This is a genomic window from Microcoleus sp. S1D4, assembly GCF_036700765.1.
Taxonomy (GTDB): Bacteria; Cyanobacteriota; Cyanobacteriia; order Cyanobacteriales; family Microcoleaceae; genus Microcoleus.
In genome coordinates, this window is record NZ_JAUBPP010000017.1 from 97126 (window position 1) to 113902 (window position 16777).

Consider the following 16777-nt stretch of genomic DNA (forward strand, 5'->3'; position numbering starts at 1 on the left):
GGAGAATTTTGATTGAAACTTGTTGAAATTCTAGCTAAACAAACCCGAAATACCGCCGACTGCTATTGCTCCAGCCAGGGCCGAAACAACCACAGAAGTTAGAGCTGTACCGAACAGCCACCAAGCAGCAGTTGCTGCGGCTTCGCGCGCATCTTCTGCTTGCTGCTTGGTCTTTTTCTTGATATCTTTAATGCGTTTTTTGGCTTGCTCTTGCAGGCGTTCCGAGCGCGATAGCACGCTGTCCCTGGCTCCTTCAATTTGGTCGATAATTTTGTTAGCTTGGCCTTCTGAAATATCGGAGCGAGAGCTAATTACCGCTACTAAAGTACCGCGATCAAACTCGCCTAAACGCTCTTTAATCGCGTCAAATCCGGCCTGCGGGTCGTCAAATACTTTGCGGAAGTCTCGTTTGATGCTTTCGTAGTTGAGTTCTGGTCGATCGAGCGAATTGAGGTAATCCCGAATTTTTCCGAAAATACCGTCAATTGCCGACTGGAACTTGTCTTGCACCATTTGAAGTTGTTCGACAAATTCGTTGCGGACAGATTCGATACGATCGGCAATTTGGTTAGCTTCCTCTTCGGAGATGTCTTCCCGCTGCGACAGCAAGGCTACCAGCGTACCGCGATCGAAGTGCTTCAGGCGATCGCCCAAACTTTGCATCCCCATTCCCGGCTCGTTAAATAGCAACTGCAAATCGCGTTTGATACCTTCGGGATTGAGTTCTTCCTTGTTGGTATTCTGCAAGTAATTTTCCAAACTTCCTTGGAAATCCTTGACAGTTTTTTGAGCGCGAGATGCCAAGCGGCGGGGCGATTTCACAATGCTGCGAATCGAATCTTGCACGCGATCGATCGTCCGATTGATTTGTTCTTCGCTCAAATCTTCCCGCTGCGAAAGCAACTTGACTAAGGTTTCGCGATCGACCTGAGACAGCCTTTCCCGCAGCGCCAAAGCGCCTTCTTTCGGATTTTCAAACAATTTGGTCAAATCTTGATTGATGGCTTCAGGATCGAGTTCTTCCAGGTTGGTATTCCGCAGGTACTCACCAATTTTGCCAGTAACTTCCTCGTACTGTTCCTTAGCTTTATCCGCCACTATTTGCGGTGCGTGGATAATGTTGTCGCGCACGGATTCGATTTTGTCGATCGCCCCATTTATCTGTTCTTCGTTGAGGTCTTGGCGCTGCGACAGCAGTTGCACCAGCGTATCGCGGTCGAATTGAGACAAGCGTTCTCTCAGCGCTTTCAATCCCGCTTCCGGGTCGCTTAACAGCGTTTGAAACTCGCGCTCGATCGCTTCAGGATTGAGTTCTTCCTTATTAGTATTGCGGAGATACTCTTCTACCTTTTGCCGCACTTCTTGCGCTTTCGATTTCGCTTGCTCTTGCAATTCTTGAGATTTGGCAATTACGTGATCGCGCGAACTTTCCAGTCGGCCGATTAACTGATCTGCTTCCTCTGGACTGAAATCCTCCCGCTGGCCGAGCAATTGTACCAAAGTATCGCGGTCAAATTGCGACAGGCGATCGCGCAACGCCTCAAAACCAGCATCGCGATCGTCCAAAAGCGCTTGGAAGTCCTTCTCGATACCTTCAGGATTCAATTCTTCCTTACCAGTCGATCGCAAATAATTCTCAACTCGGCTGCGTAAATCTTGAGACTGTTCCTCACCCGCAGCATCTCGAACAATTCCCAAAACTTCTTGACGGACACCTTCAAGCTGTTCGGCAATTTCCGTCGCCTGTTCCTGACTAAACCCCTCGCGGCGGCCCAAAATCCCTACAAAATACTCAGGATTAAACATCTCTAACTGGCGCAAAACTGCCCCCGGAGAAGCTTCGGGATCGTAAATAACATCCCTAAATTCCTGCTTGATAGTTTCTCGGTTGAGATGCCAAGGTTGAGTATTCAGCAAGTAATTTTCCACATCAGCCTTAGCTGTATTGAAAGGCAGTGCAGGCAATTTATCGCCCACCTTCTCGCTCAAAGACTTAGCTTTTTCCTTTCCTTTTGCAGTTAGTTGCTGCAACTGACCAGAAATTTTTTCAACATCCAAATCCGACAAATCAGTCCGCGACAAAACAGTGCCCACCAGAGCTTCCACACCCAACTGCATCGCCCGGTTCATGCCTCCACTGGACTCCGATTTATTTTCTCGATTTTCCAGAATTTGAGACAGCTTGGCGTTAAGTTCGTCAGACTTCAGCAAATCGGGAGCCGCAAACTTGAGAAAATCAACTAACTCTAAATTCGGGTCTTTCTTTTCTTGCTGCTTGCCAAATGTTTGCTTCCAAACGCCTTCTAGTTGGTCAGCAACTTGATTTATTTCCTCTTTAGAAAAATCGCTGCGGCTGCTAATTAAATCCACAAAAGTCTGGCGGTTAACATTCTTTAAAACATCGGTTCCCGCCAGAGATTTGATATCGGCATCCCCCAGCAACTTTTCAAATTGACCGCGAATTTCCTTGACATCTAACTTCGGCAACTGCAAAGAACCCACATAATCTTGCAGTGTTTCGCGAATGCTCTCCGGGTCTACAGCCGAGCTCAATTCGCGGCGGACAGCAGCCACAGATGCTTCTACAGTATTGACCATTTGGTCGCCCGCCATCTTGCCGCCGATCGCTGAACCGGCAGTACCCATAACGCCTTGAATGCCTGAAAAAGCAGTTTTTATCAAGGAACCAATCATCGAGCCGACGGCGCTAGAACCCAGCCATACCAGGGTTAAAAAGTACGCAGCCCAGATGACAACACCAATAATTGCCGCTCCATCTACCGAGGAAATTGAAGTTAATTTGACTGCCAGAAAACAAGCTACAAATAAAGCTATGTTAACTGTGACTAAAATCCAACCGCCCACTAGACCTTCAGTCTTCCGAATTTTAGTACCAAAACTTTCGGAATCGTCATCATCATCGGGTAAAGCGTCGTCCCAATTAGATATTTTGGCGGCAATCGAGAAATTTGTTAACAGGAATTGGAAGCCGAAAGCCATAATGACTCCGGCGATCAATGCCACGAAAAACTGAGGACTTAGAAACATCAGCCCTGCGACATCCGGGTGCTGGAATGGGACATCTCTTTGCACCGGCATTTGGGCAATATTGAATTTGGGACTGTACAGCGACATTAATAACTCACTTTCAAACATAAATTACCTCCTAAAATTTGATACCTGTTCAGGCATATTGAAATTAGCCCCTAACATTTAACTAGGGGAATTGACACTTTTTAGATGGTGGTTTTTTTCGTCAGGCTTTATCTTAAGGAAGCCCTAATTCGTGAAATAAGGATGAATAGTAAATCAGTTCTTTAGTTATGTCATCCTTACTACTGATTATGGCTCTGGAAGCGGAAAAATAAATCCCTCTAAAGTCAGAAATGAGTTGATTTGGGAGGAGTAGCCGTAGAGTTCGCCCAAAAAATGCAGGTTTGAGGCGGGGGCGACGGCTAGTAATTATCAATAGTAGTAAAGTGGGATGCCGCGCACCCTACATATCGTAGAGTGCGCTGGCTTTTTAGGATTCCCTTTGACTTTCAGGCTGAAAACGAGCTAATAATTGCGATCGATCTAGCTGCATAATCAGTCGCGTGCAATCATCGAGGGTTTCTAATTGAATCAAAGGCTCGATTATTTGAGCTAATTCTTCATCGATTTCACCAAATCTCACTTGTGATATACTCTCAATAATCTGGCGTTTACTTTGCTGAATACCTTGCTGGATACCTCGCCGAGTTGCTGCATCTTCAAGTCGTTGCAAGTAGAGGGGTGACAGTTCCATAATCAACTCCTGATAGTTTCGATATTTAATAAATAGTAAAGTGATATTTGGCGCACCATACAGATTGTATAGTGCGCTGCTGAGTTAGGATTCCGGTGGATGTTTCGACTGATCAAAACGAGCTAGTAATTCAGTGCGATCTAGCTGGATAATTCGCGTGATTTCGAGGGCTTCTAGTAGAATCAAAGGCTCGATTATTTGGGTTAATTCTTCATCAATCTCGCCAAATTTCACTTGTAGTAGACTCTCAACCATCAGGCGTTTAGTGCGCTGAACTTGCTCCATACCTCGCTGGATACCTTCCTGGATACCTTCCTGGATACCTCGCTGGATACCTTGCTGGATACCTCGCTGAGTTGCATCTTCAAGCCGTTGCAAATAGAGGGGTGACAGTTCCATAATTAACTCCCGATCTTCTCGATCTATGTCTTGACGGACTTCTAAAATCGTTCGCAAGTTGTACAACAATTCTAACGCGCTCAACCGAAAGAAATTATCTGAGGGTAATTCTCTCAATTCGGCAATAGCTTGCTTTTGCACGTTTCCCTTCCCCAAAATCCTCAGCCACAGCGTTTCGGGAGTGCGGGGCAGTTGGTGAATGGCAATGATTGCTGCTTTCAGAGACGGACTCAGAAAATAAACTCCATTTACCCAATTTTCGGGTTCGGGAATCGCTCCAAATCCAGCTAACATAACGTCGGAAACCGTCGGCGACAGTATCCAGAGTTGTGGCAAGTCTGCCTCTGCAATCCTGCTATTATCTCTGGCTGCGACTCGTTCATATTCGGCGTGGACATCAAATAGTTTGCCCAAACAACTGCGAATTTCTCCAGTTTGAACAGGACTGCGGAATGGTTCCAATACAGCGGGTTTTGCTGCAATTTGACCCAAAATGCCGAGGGCTGTTGCTTCGACTTCTGGTTCCGCTTTGGGGGCAAAAAAAACGTCAATCTGCCTCACTTCTCCAGCAATGTCGAGGCTGGTTTCGACTTTGCCCAGAGGGGTTAATAGTTCTTTGAGATACTGTTTGGCGAATTGGTCGTGGATGAATCTAGTCATGAGAATTGTCAGCTATCAAGTGTTTAAAAACCTCGCCACTACTCGTCTACTCGCTACTCGTTACTCGTTACCAAGCTATACCTGGTAATGCAGATCGGCAGGCTCGGCCTCCATTGTTGCAGCGGAGGCTCTGCTTCTGGAAAATTTCATGCTCTGGCTGGGAACCAGTTAAACCAGTTAAAAACAGTTAAATCTGCTCGTCAAAATTATCAGATATCAACTGTTTAAAACTCTAGTAATCAACTATTAATTATCAACTATTAACCATCAACTGTCAACTTTTGGCAGCATTTACCCTCGCAGTTGCGTCGGCTGCGAATACACCCGTATTCCTCGAAACGTTGACTGTGTTTGCAAACAGTAGGATAGGCAACTAAATTTAAAGGAATTCCGATTAGTTTGTACACCAATCGACCAGCAGCATGAAGAACATCCCAAGTTTCGCTCAAGTTAGGTTCCCTAACAAATTCTCCTATTTCATCTTTTAAGGCAATCCACTGAGATTGCAGAGTAGGAGAGTGACAATTATCAAATGCTGTCATACCTTTTTGATAATTTTTCCAAATTTTGTTCATAGATTTAATCAAATCTGGCTTAGTTCTGATAATATCAGAAGTTAATCTGAGATTACAATCATCCGGTATTTTAAGGAAATCAGCTATGCGACTCTCTCAAATGCTTTTTGTCACTCTGCGGGAAGACCCTGCAGAAGCAGAAATTCCCAGCCACAAACTATTACTCCGTGCGGGATACATCCGGCGCATCGGTAGCGGAATTTACGCTTATCTGCCTTTGATGTGGCGAGTTCTCAAAAAAGTCTCCCAAATTGTGCGGGAAGAAATGGATGCTACCGGCGCTCAAGAATGCCTGCTCCCGCAACTGCAACCTGCTGATTTGTGGCGGGAATCCGGTCGCTGGGATACCTACACTCAAGCTGAAGGTATCATGTTTTCTCTCACAGACCGTCGCGATACTGAGTTGGGATTGGGCCCAACTCACGAAGAGGTAATTACTACAATTGCTAAGGATATGGTTCGTTCCTATCGGCAGTTGCCTTTGCATCTCTATCAAATTCAAACTAAGTTTCGCGATGAAATTCGCCCGCGTTTTGGGTTGATGCGCGGTCGCGAGTTTATTATGAAAGATGGCTATTCTTTTCATACGAGCGAAGAAAGTTTGAAAAAAACTTATCAGGATATGGATCGAGCATACAGCAATATGCTGCGCCGATCGGGCTTGGAATTCCGAGCAGTAGATGCCGATTCTGGTGCAATTGGTGGCTCTGGTTCTCAAGAGTTTATGGTGCTGGCAGAAGCGGGTGAGGATGAAGTTCTTTATACTGAAGACGGTCAGTATGCTGCTAATGTGGAGAAGGCTGTATCGATTCCTGCTGATGCGGAACTGTCGCCCTTTACAACTTTTGAAAAGCGGGAAACGCCGGGAACTGACACAATTGATAAACTGGGCAAGTTTTTGAAGTGTTCTCCGACGCAAGTTGTCAAAAATGTACTTTATCAGGCTGTTTATGACAGCGGTATTACAGTTTTGGTATTGGTAAGTATTCGCGGCGACCAAGATGTGAATCAGGTAAAGTTGCTGAATGAATTGACGAAGTTAGCACCAAATTATCAAGCTAAAACTGTTTTATTTTTGACGGTTCCTGATGCGGAAGCTCAGGGGAAATGGGCGGCTAAATCTTTGCCTCTGGGTTATATGGCTCCGGATCTTGCTGATGATTATATCGCTGGAAGCAAGGAGGTAAATTCTAAGTTTTTGCGTTTGGTCGATCGCACTGCAGTCGATCTAACCAACTTTGTCACTGGTTGTAACGAGTCAGGATACCACGTTGTCGGGGCTAATTGGAACAAAGAATTTCCGCTACCAGCAACGGTTGTAGGTGTCAGAACGGCCAAAAAGGGCGATCGGGCAATGCACAACCCGGAACAAACCTTGCAAAGCGCCAGAGGTATCGAAGTCGGCCACATCTTCCAATTAGGAACCAAATACTCGCAAGCAATGGGCGCCACCTACACCAGCGAACAAGGCGAAGAAATGCCCTTAATTATGGGCTGCTACGGTGTCGGCGTGTCGCGGCTGGCTCAATCTGCCGTAGAACAATCCTACGACAAAGACGGGATCGTCTGGCCAGTGGCGATCGCGCCGTATCACGCCATCATTAGCATCCCCAACATTTCCGACGCCCAACAAGTAGAAGTCGCCGAAAAACTCTACGCAGAACTCAATCAATCTGGCATTGAAACCCTACTAGATGACCGAGACGAACGAGCCGGAGTTAAATTTAAAGATGCTGATTTAATCGGCATTCCCTATCGCATTGTTACAGGTCGTTCGCTGAAATCAGGTAAAGTTGAAATTGTGGAAAGAGCAACTCACAAATCCCATGAAATTCTCATTGAGGAAGTCAATTCTACTTTGAAAGAGTGGATTGAGGCAGCCCTCAAATAAGCCTTAATAACGGTAAGGTGCGCAGTGCGCAACGTATAGAGGTAAGGTGCGCAGTGCGCACCCTACATTAACGAGTAATAAGGTGCGATATGAATCTGAATATAAGTCAGTTTCTTCGATTCCCTCAATCCCGAATTTGGCGCTACTTAGCCCAAGTAACTATCGTTGCGATCGCTTACGCCGTGGGGGCGAGACTAGCATTTGCAATTCAAGGTGTCAATCCGTTTGCTGCCTCGGTGTGGCCCCCCGCAGGAATTGCACAAGCCGGACTTTTATTGTTTGGCAGAAAAGTCTGGCCTGCGATTGTTTTAGGTATATTTTTACTCAATTTTGTTAACCCAACTGAACAGATATTTGCGGTTTGGCTGGGAGGAAACATTGGTGCTATTCTGCAAGCTAGTTTTGGAGCAACTGTGCTGCGGTGGCTGAGGTTTCGTCCCTCTCTAGAACGTTTGAAAGATGTAGTTAATTTAATCTTGTTTGGCGGTCTAATTTCTACTCAAATTAGTTGTACTATCGGCGCTCTTTCCATATATTTGGCTGGTAAAGTAGATTTGTCAGAATATTGGTCGCTTCGGTGGAATTGGTGGTTGGGTGACGCAATGGGAGTTTTGATTTTGACTCCCTTAATCCTGATATTTTTTCGTCCTCAAGTAACCGCCGATCGTTTAAAACTACAAACATATCTTCCGAAAAATTATTTAATTTGGCGGGGAGTATGGTTGCTCTTATTAATTGGGGTGAGCTGGTTTGTATTTGAATCGAAAAATGACGCTTCTATTTCTCGCTATCCCCTTGAATATTTGCCGTTTCCTTTGATAATTTGGGCGGCGCTCCAGTTCGGTCAGCGGGCGGCTGTTCTGGCATCGTTAGTTGTCTCAACGATCGCAATTTTAGGCAGTTCTAATGGAGGCGGGCCGTTTATAGCCAAAGCAGAAAATATTAGTCAGGCTATTTTATTTTTACAAGCTTTTATGGCTGTAGTTACGATTACTTCGCTGTTATTGGCAGCGACGGTAGCCGAACGCGCAGCGGCCGAAAATTCTCTGCGAGAAAGTGAAATCAAATATCGAGAGTTGGTGGAAAATGCTAACAGTATTATTGTCAAATTAGAGCCAAAAGGTAAAATTATTTTTTTTAATGAGTTTGCCGAAATGTTGTTTGGCTACAATCAGAAAGAAATCCTGGGCAAAAATGCAGTGGGAACAATTCTTCCCCAAACCGACGACGAAGGGAATAACTTAGAGTTGGTTTATAATGAAATTTTACAAAATCCCGATCGCTTTACTAACTATGAAAATGAGAATATCCGGCGTGACGGATCTCGCATTTGGGTATCTTGGGCAAATAAACCGCTGTTTGATGCAGCGGGAGAACTCCAGGGTATCCTCTGCATCGGCACAGATATCACCGATCGCCGCAACGCCGAAATAGCCTTACAAAAGTTGAATGAAAAGCTGGAAATACGAGTAGAAGAGCGGACAAATGCCCTGAAACAAAGCGAACTTCAGCTACAGAAACAGAAATCGGCATTAATTGATTTAGCCAAAAATAAAGCGCTGAATCAAGGCGATTTAACCAAAGCACTTGAAGAAATTACTGAGACTGCTAGCCGTACTCTGGAAGTTGCGCGATCGAGTGTCTGGTTGTACGATCGCCCTAAATCTAAGATGGAGTGCTTGGATTTGTTCGATCGCACCGCCAACCAGCACTCAAAGGGTATGGAATTAGCAGAAGCAGACTATCCTGTCTATTTTCACACACTTCAAGAAGAACGAGCAATTGCTGCTTTTGACGCGCAAAAAGATTTCAGAACTAGAGAATTTGTGGAAGATTACCTAATTCCGTTGGGCATCACTTCCATGCTAGACACGCCGATTCAAATAGGCGGAGAAACAGCAGGAGTTCTCTGTTTGGAACACGTAGGAATGCCGCGCTATTGGACTATTGAAGAACAAAGTTTCGCTGTTTCTCTAACAGACTCTGTAACTTTTGCCGTAGAAGCGCGGGAACGCCAGCGCGCTGAAGCAGCGCTGCGGCAAGCTGAAGCCAAATACCGCAGCATTTTTGAAAATGCGATCGTCGGCATCTTTCAAACTACTCCCGATGGGGAATATCTCAGCGTCAATCCTGCTTTGATTCGCATTTATGGTTACAGTTCCTGCGAGGAGTTGATGGCAAATTTAACTGATATTAATCGCCAGCTCTATGTCGATCAAGAACAGCGCGCTGAAGTCATAGATTTAATGCGAATCAACGGCAAAGTATCGGATTTAGAATCTCAAGTTTACCGTCAAGATGGCAGTATAATTTGGACTGCCGAAAATGCTTATACTGTCTGCGACATACATGGAAATTTGCTTTATTACGAAGGTACTGTTGAAGATATCACAACTCGCAAAGAAGCTGAGGCAGCTTTGCGCTTAGAACAAGAAAAATCCGATCGCCTCCTGCTCAACGTGTTACCACAAGCGATCGCCGAAAGACTCAAACAAGACCAAAGCATCATCGCCGATACTTTTGCCGAAGTAACAGTATTGTTTGCCGATATAGTCGGTTTTACCCAAATTAGTTCCCAAATTTCTCCGCCGGAATTGGTTTCGCTGCTTAACGACATTTTTTCCACCTTCGATCGCCTAGCCCAAAAGCACGGATTGGAAAAAATTAAGACCATTGGTGACGCTTATATGGTAGTTGGAGGGCTGCCCCTGCCCCGCAGCGATCATGCAGAGGCGATCGCCCAAATGGCCCTGGATATGCAGCAGGCAATTATTGATTTCAGCCACACCCAAAATCAAGATGTCAGCATCAGAATCGGCATCAACAGCGGCCCAGTTGTCGCGGGAGTCATCGGGATTAAAAAATTTATCTACGATTTGTGGGGAGACACCGTTAACACCGCTTCTCGCATGGAATCCCACGGCTTACCGGGCTGTATTCAAGTCACTTCTGCAACTTATGATATATTGCAGTACAAGTATGTATTTGAAAGTCGTGGCGCGATCGAAGTCAAAGGCAAAGGTGAAATGAACACTTATTTTCTCACAGGCATTAAATTGTAAAAGAAGGAAGAAGGAAGAAGGAAGAGGGAAGAAGGAAGAGGAAAAACAGAGGGAAAAAGGAATAAACAATGTTCAGCTCATATTTATGCAATTAATTAGATCCTAATCGTCTTGGCTGTGGGCATAGCCAGTTAAAAATATAAAGCTCAGTATGAACCAAAACAAAAATCTGTTTCTGCGATTTGCTCAATCTATAAATTGGCAATACTTAGCAAAAATAGCTGCCATTGCCTTTGCTTACGCTTTAGGAGCAAAAATAGCAGTTTCAATCCCCGGCGTAAATAAATTAGCTACCTGCGTCTGGCCGCCCGCAGGAATTGCACAAGCCGCAATTTTATTATTTGGTTGGCGAGTTTGGCCGGGAATAGCTTTAGGCGTATTTTTTTACGAGACTATTAACCTTAATGTGTCTTTAACACTTGCAACAATTAGTGCTTTTTGTGCTTGTTTACAAGCTTTGTGCGCTTTTACTTTGCTGCACAAGCTCAACTTTCGCCCCTCACTTGAGCGGCTAATCGATGTAGTCAATTTAGTCTTTTGCGGTGCTGTAGTTGCCACTCAAATTAACTCCACTCTCGGCACGCTGCGCCTCGGTGTAACTGGTTTAATTGAGTGGAGCGAATATTGGCCAATTCGCTGGAATTGGTATCTTGGAGATACATTGGGAGTGGTAATTTTTACTCCCCTGCTGCTGATTATATACCAAAAACAAGCCACACGCCATCCACAAAATACAGGCAGTCAAACAATTGTAAATCGAATCAGTGCCGGAATATGCCTGCTGTTATTAGTAACAGTCAGTTGGCTCGTCTACAACTCAAAAAGTGAAAGTAATCTCTCCGGGTATCCCCTCGAATACTTGCCATTTCCCTTGGTAATTTGGGCAACCATTCAATTCGGTCAGATCGGGGCTGTTTTAGCATCTTTCATTGTATCCTGTATCGCCATTTGGGGAGGTTCTCAGGGAGGTGGCCCTTTTATTGCCAAAGCGGACAATATTAATCAGGCTATCTTGTTTTTGCAGGCTTTTATGAGCGTAATTGTAGTTACATCACTGCTGTTAGCTGCCACTGTAGCCGAACGCGCATCAGCAGAGGATTCGCTGCGGCAAAGTGAAATTAAGTATCGGGAATTAGTCGAAAATGCTAACAGCATTATTTTAAAAATAGATACGGAAGGAAATATTACTTTTTTTAACGAGTTTGCACAGAAGTTTTTCGGTTACGACGAAAAAGAGATAATTGGCAAACACGCAGTGGGAACAATTATTCCCGAGATAGATACAAAAGGAAATGACTTGGGAGCAAAGTTGAGAGATATTTTGCAAAACCCAGAACAATACACGCGAAATGAAAATGAAAGTATGCGGCGCAGCGGCGAGCTGGTTTGGGTATCGTGGGCAAATAAACCGCTGTTTGACGCGGCAGGAAATTTTGTGGGAATGCTGGGAATCGGTACGGATATCACAGAGCGCAGGCGAGCTGAAATGGCGCTTTATAAGCTGAATGAAGAGTTAGAATTTAGAGTTGAAGAACGAACTAATGCTCTGAATGATACTTTAAGTGCACTGCGGGTTCAACAGGAACAATCAGAACGGTTGCTGTTAAATATTTTGCCGGAAGAAATAGCCAATCGGTTGAAGCGGGGAGATAGTACGATCGCAGATACTTTTGCTGATGTTACTGTCTTATTTGCGGATATAGTAGGTTTTACTCAATTGAGTTCGCGAGTTTCTCCTACAGAATTAGTTGCTTTGCTGAATGAAATTTTTTCGACATTTGACAACCTAGCAGAAAGACACGGTTTGGAAAAAATTAAGACGATTGGCGACGCTTACATGGTAGTTGGAGGGCTGCCAATTGCTCGCCCGGATCACGCAGAAGCGATCGCAGAAATGGCCCTGGATATGCAGCAGGCAATTACTGACTTCAGCAATATCCACAATCAAGATTTCAGCATTAGAATCGGCATCAACACTGGCCCGGTTGTCGCCGGAGTCATCGGGATTAAAAAATTTATTTACGATTTGTGGGGAGACACCGTTAACACCGCTTCTCGCATGGAATCCCACGGCTTACCGGGCTGTATTCAAGTCACTTCTGCAACTTATTATATATTGCACTACAAGTATGTATTTGAAAGTCGTGGCGCGATCGAAGTTAAAGGCAAAGGTGAAATGACTACTTATTTACTGAAATGTAGAATGTAGTTCTAATCTAGGTTTGTAATCGGGACTTGAGTCGTTTGTTTTCTGATTCGTGGAGAAGGAGTGAAGTCCTCACTAGGAAGGCTTTTTTTGTAAAAGTAAGGGCGATCGCACTTTTAATTTTATACGATCGCCCTTTGCTCAATTAACAAGGTTATTTAAAGCTTGTAAAGGTTAATTCCAGCTTTCTTAGCCATAATTTCCAAACCCTTGTGTTCCAAGGTTTTAATTGCCTTCGTAGAAAGGTGCAATCTTACCCAGCGCTTTTCCTGCGGCCACCAAATCCGCTTCCACTGTAAATTTGCGTCTTGCAACTTGTGAGTGCGGTGGTGCGAGTGAGAAACCGCAAAACCGTTATTCGCCTTCTTCCCCGTTAACTGACATTTCCGTGACATATTGCCCTCCAGACTACTTGTTTGTGATGCAGCCTTTTATTATAGAGCAAGGACTAGGCGCGCAATGCGCGCCACACTTGCAAGATTACATTGCACGTTCAGTTAATTTTGTCAAGACATTGTTCGATCGCTCGACAAACTCTTTCATCCCCTCAGCATCGAAACCCTTCTGCGCCATCAAAGCCAAGTCATAAACGTGGTGACAAATCATACTCGCCAACTGCGCCGACGGAGACTCGCCACCGTCTTGAATAATCGCACCCTGACTCAAATTCGCCAGATTTTGAATCAGCGGGTGAGACGTATTCACCAGCAAAACGTGTTCTTCGGGGAATTCCGCTGCTTGCTGCTGTAACAGCGCCGTCATATCCCGCATCCGGCGCAAAGCTTCCGGTAAAAGGACGATCGCAGGTGGCGCACCCTCAGTAGAGTCAGACTTCAAAGCTTCGGTGCGGATGTTCACTTTCGGCTTGTTGAGAGCATTTTGGAACATTTCTTTAACTTGTTCGCTGCGAGTTTTATTCGTCGCCGGATCGACAATTTCCGCTTCTTTTTCTTTATCAATTAGCGTGTCGTCAATGTCCGAATCAACCCGCAAGAATTTAACATCAGAATATTCTCGTTCCAAGAAACTGATAAAGTGCGTGTCGATGAAAGAATCCATAAACAGCACTTCTAAACCTTGGCTTTTGTGCAGGGCGACGTAAGTTGCTTGAGACGCAGGTTCCGTACAGTAAAACACGCGATTTTCGTGACGTGTTTGATTGCGTTCCAAATACTCTTTCAGTGTCGTGTAAGGCAGTGTCGAAGCGGAACTATCCGATTTCGGAGTTACATCTTGCCACAAATCTCCGTCCTCTGTTTGCACCTGCACTTCTGGGGTTGTAGTTTCTGGCTTGTCTGCTGTTGGCTCGTAGGTGCTGCGGTAGATTAAGATATCTTCGACTTGCTTTTTGAACTTGTCATCGTTAAGAGCTCCAAACTTGACAAAAGTTCCGATATCTTGCCAGCAGCGGATGTATTCCGATCGGTCGTCGCGGTAAAGTTCCTTGAGGCGATCGCCTACTTTTTTCGCAATATAGTCAGCGATTCTCCGCACAGTGCGATTGCTTTGCAAAGAACTGCGAGAAACGTTCAGCGGAATGTCGGTACTGTCAATGACTCCCCGCAGCGGCATCAAAAATTTCGGGATAATTTCTTCGCAGTGGTCGCTGACAAAAACCTGATTGCAGAATAGCTTAATATTACCTTGGGTAACATCAACATCCGGCCGCAATTTGGGGAAGAAAAGAATGCCGTTGACAATAAAAGGATAGTCTGTATTTAGGTGTACCCAAAGCAGGGGCTCGTCTTGGAACGGGTAAAGGTAGCGGTACAGTTCCAAGTAATCTTCTTTTTGCAAATTGCTGGCTGATTCCCGCCAGATTGCTTTGTGTTTGTTGAGTTCTTCTCCCTCAAATTTGATGGGAACCGGCATGAAATCGCAGTAGGTTTTGATTAACTGCTTAATGCGGCTGGCTTCTACATATTCCTGTTCTTCATCTTGGAGAGTGAGAGTAATTGTAGTACCGCGTTCGGTGCGGCTGGATTCTGATAGTTCAAAAGCGGGGGAACCGTCGCAAGACCAATGTACTGCTTGGGAACCTTCTTTGTAGGAAAGAGTGTCAATGTCTACTTTCTTGGCGACCATGAAAGAAGAGTAGAAACCGAGTCCAAAGTGACCGATAATTGCGTCGTCGCCGCTGCCTTGGTATTTTTGAATAAATTCTTCAGCGCTGGAAAAAGCGACTTGGTTGATGTATTTTTTTACCTCGTCGGCGGTCATGCCGATGCCGTTATCGGAAATTGAGAGGGTTTTGTTTTCTGTGTCGATCGCAATGTTGATTTGCGGTTCGCCAATGTCGCCGCTGTATTCGCCGGAACGGGAAACCATTTTGAGTTTGGCAATGGCATCGACGGCGTTAGAAATTAGTTCCCGCAAGAAGACTTCGTGGTCGGTGTATAGCGACTTCTTGATAATCGGGAAAATATTCTCGGTATGGATAGAGATTGTTCCCTGTTCTAAAACTGTCATAGTTCTTCGCTAGGTATTTTTTAAGAGTCATTCGTCATTAGTCAGTAGTCAGTAGTTATTTGTTAGTTGTTATCAGTTATTAGTTATTAGTAAACTATCAACTAAGATGGCCCGCACGGGACACCGCCCCTGCCAACTGCCAACTATCAACTATCAACTGCCAACTGCCAACTGCCAACTGTCAACTGACAACAGCCAACTGACAATAGCCAACTGACTAATGACTATTTATTGATTTTGGGCGATCGCGCTATCTTTTGCCAAAGGGATTACCCTAAAAAGATGATTCGGTTTCCCTCACATAGTACCTTAGAAAGGCAACCGCAGGACAAAGGTGCTGCCGAAACCCACTTCGCTGCGGGCGCTGAGGCTGCCGCGGTGGGCCGTAACGATCGCCTGCGCGATCGCCAATCCGAGTCCGGATCCGCCGGTATGGCGCGATCGATCGCTGTTGACTCGGTAAAATCGATCGAATATGCGCGCTAAATCTGCCGCCGGTATCCCAATACCGGTATCTTGCACCTGAATTATCGCCTCCTGGTGAGTGCAATCTAAAACCGCTGTGACTTTTCCCCCAGCCGGAGTGTATTGAATGGCATTGACAATTAAATTCGTAACTAAACGGTAAAGTCGATCGGCATCTCCGACGACATTCAACGGCTGCTGTACGCGGATTTCGGAGGTTAGCGCTACCTCGGAAGATTTCGCCAAAGCCGCCAATTCCTCGACTAAATCGTTCACCAAGTCATTCAAACAACAAAGCTGAGGGCGATCGGATCTCACCTGAGAGTCCATCCGCGCCAACAGCAACAAATCAGCCACTAACTGAGTCAATCGTCGGTTTTGGCGATCAATTGTTCGCAAAATTTCCCGCGCTTCTTTTTCATCCAATTCTGGCATCAACAGCGCCGATTCTACAGTTGCTTGAGATGCCGCTAGAGGAGTTCGCAATTCGTGGGCAGCATCCGCCGTAAACTGTTCGATTTGTCGGTAAGAATCATAAATCGGTTTCATCGCTAATCCGGCGAGCCACCAACTCGAAAAACCGACTAAAATCAGCGCTGTCGGCAATCCCAACTTCAAAATTAATTTGACTACCATGAGATAATCCTTGAAGTCTTGCAAGCTGCGTCCAACTTGAAAATATCCCCAATCTTGCTGTGTTGTTGTGTGAAGCGATACAGATATTTGGTGATAAACATTGCCTTGAATATCAGCGATTTGTTGCCAGTGTTGCGAGTTAAATGTCGGCGGCAATGCTTGGGGATAAGCGCCTGCTGTAGCAATCAAATTCCCTGCATTGTCAAATAAACGAATATAATAATAACTTTGATTCAGCGCGCTTAAAATATGGCGGTTGGGAAACTGTTCTTTCCTGCCGTTAACTCCAATTACGTGGAGGTTTGGCAAAAGTTCATTGACGCTTGGTTCTAGTCGTCCGGGCTGCTGCAGCTTGATTTCTAGGCTGTCGTGCAGCGTCCCTGCTACCGATTCTAATTCGCGGTCAATGGCGATCCAGTGCGCGTGGGCGATCGCCTTATATACGCAAAATCCCAACAAGCTTAAAATCAAACCCATTACTGCGGCATAGGAAATGGCTAATTGCGATCGAGTTCGATTAAATAGTTTGTTTTGATTCACATTAAGTTCAATTAATTTTAATATTTAACAAGGTGTCTTGTAGGGGCTGTTTAACTCCAAATTTTAGCAAAAAACAAACAAGCTCAA

Annotated in this window: 10 protein-coding genes; 3 read left to right on the top strand and 7 right to left on the bottom strand. The window is 45.1% G+C overall.

Annotation, left to right across the window (positions count from 1 at the left end):
* Positions 1–30: 30 nt before the first annotated feature.
* The 4 genes from QT998_RS18510 to QT998_RS18525 all read right to left on the bottom strand — a co-directional run bounded on the left by QT998_RS18510 (position 31) and on the right by QT998_RS18525 (position 5421).
* Positions 31–3156 carry an MFS transporter gene (locus QT998_RS18510; protein WP_333116836.1) on the bottom strand — a complete coding sequence of 1042 codons (3126 nt, stop codon included), beginning with the start codon at positions 3154–3156 and terminating at the stop codon, positions 31–33.
* 367 nt (positions 3157–3523) lie between these two features.
* The gene (locus tag QT998_RS18515; RefSeq protein WP_333116838.1) at positions 3524–3787 is read right to left on the bottom strand and encodes a hypothetical protein; all 264 of its coding nucleotides are present in this window, start codon (positions 3785–3787) and stop codon (positions 3524–3526) included.
* 84 nt (positions 3788–3871) lie between these two features.
* On the bottom strand, positions 3872–4846 hold the full coding sequence (locus QT998_RS18520) for a hypothetical protein (protein ID WP_333116840.1): 975 nt from the start codon (positions 4844–4846) through the stop codon (positions 3872–3874).
* A 260-nt stretch (positions 4847–5106) separates the two neighbouring features.
* The gene (locus QT998_RS18525; RefSeq protein WP_333091575.1) at positions 5107–5421 is read right to left on the bottom strand and encodes a hypothetical protein; all 315 of its coding nucleotides are present in this window, start codon (positions 5419–5421) and stop codon (positions 5107–5109) included.
* 85 nt (positions 5422–5506) lie between these two features.
* Here QT998_RS18525 and proS point away from each other — a divergent pair, with 85 nt between their 5' ends.
* The 3 genes from proS (at position 5507) to QT998_RS18540 (ending at position 12583) form a co-directional block, all read left to right on the top strand.
* Positions 5507–7312: a proline--tRNA ligase gene (gene proS, locus QT998_RS18530; RefSeq protein WP_333116842.1), complete on the top strand. Its 1806-nt coding sequence runs from the start codon at positions 5507–5509 to the stop codon at positions 7310–7312.
* A gap of 89 nt (positions 7313–7401) precedes the next feature.
* Positions 7402–10374 carry an adenylate/guanylate cyclase domain-containing protein gene (locus QT998_RS18535; protein WP_333116844.1) on the top strand — a complete coding sequence of 991 codons (2973 nt, stop codon included), beginning with the start codon at positions 7402–7404 and terminating at the stop codon, positions 10372–10374.
* A gap of 151 nt (positions 10375–10525) precedes the next feature.
* On the top strand, positions 10526–12583 hold the full coding sequence (locus QT998_RS18540; protein WP_333091570.1) for an adenylate/guanylate cyclase domain-containing protein: 2058 nt from the start codon (positions 10526–10528) through the stop codon (positions 12581–12583).
* Between the two features lie 155 nt (positions 12584–12738).
* Here QT998_RS18540 and rpmB read toward each other — a convergent pair whose 3' ends face one another.
* The 3 genes from rpmB to rppB all read right to left on the bottom strand — a co-directional run bounded on the left by rpmB (position 12739) and on the right by rppB (position 16690).
* A complete protein-coding gene (gene rpmB, locus QT998_RS18545) occupies positions 12739–12975 on the bottom strand; it encodes a 50S ribosomal protein L28 (RefSeq protein ID WP_194011072.1) in 237 nt (78 codons plus the stop codon).
* An 85-nt stretch (positions 12976–13060) separates the two neighbouring features.
* Entirely contained in the window at positions 13061–15049 is a 1989-nt protein-coding gene (gene htpG, locus QT998_RS18550) for a molecular chaperone HtpG (RefSeq protein ID WP_333091569.1), read from the bottom strand.
* Positions 15050–15358: 309 nt separating this feature from the next.
* Positions 15359–16690, bottom strand: a complete 1332-nt coding sequence (gene rppB / locus QT998_RS18555) for a two-component system sensor histidine kinase RppB (RefSeq protein ID WP_333116846.1) — start codon at positions 16688–16690, stop codon at positions 15359–15361.
* Positions 16691–16777: the final 87 nt, after the last annotated feature.

What these genes read in the sequence shown, in the direction of transcription:
- QT998_RS18510 (WP_333116836.1), bottom strand. Translation starts at nt 3,156, where the DNA reads ATGTTTGAAAGTGAGTTATTAATGTCGCTGTACAGTCCCAAATTCAAT.
- QT998_RS18515 (WP_333116838.1), bottom strand. Translation starts at nt 3,787, where the DNA reads ATGGAACTGTCACCCCTCTACTTGCAACGACTTGAAGATGCAGCAACT.
- QT998_RS18520 (WP_333116840.1), bottom strand. Translation starts at nt 4,846, where the DNA reads ATGACTAGATTCATCCACGACCAATTCGCCAAACAGTATCTCAAAGAA.
- QT998_RS18525 (WP_333091575.1), bottom strand. Translation starts at nt 5,421, where the DNA reads ATGAACAAAATTTGGAAAAATTATCAAAAAGGTATGACAGCATTTGAT.
- proS (WP_333116842.1), top strand. Translation starts at nt 5,507, where the DNA reads ATGCGACTCTCTCAAATGCTTTTTGTCACTCTGCGGGAAGACCCTGCA.
- QT998_RS18535 (WP_333116844.1), top strand. Translation starts at nt 7,402, where the DNA reads ATGAATCTGAATATAAGTCAGTTTCTTCGATTCCCTCAATCCCGAATT.
- QT998_RS18540 (WP_333091570.1), top strand. Translation starts at nt 10,526, where the DNA reads ATGAACCAAAACAAAAATCTGTTTCTGCGATTTGCTCAATCTATAAAT.
- rpmB (WP_194011072.1), bottom strand. Translation starts at nt 12,975, where the DNA reads ATGTCACGGAAATGTCAGTTAACGGGGAAGAAGGCGAATAACGGTTTT.
- htpG (WP_333091569.1), bottom strand. Translation starts at nt 15,049, where the DNA reads ATGACAGTTTTAGAACAGGGAACAATCTCTATCCATACCGAGAATATT.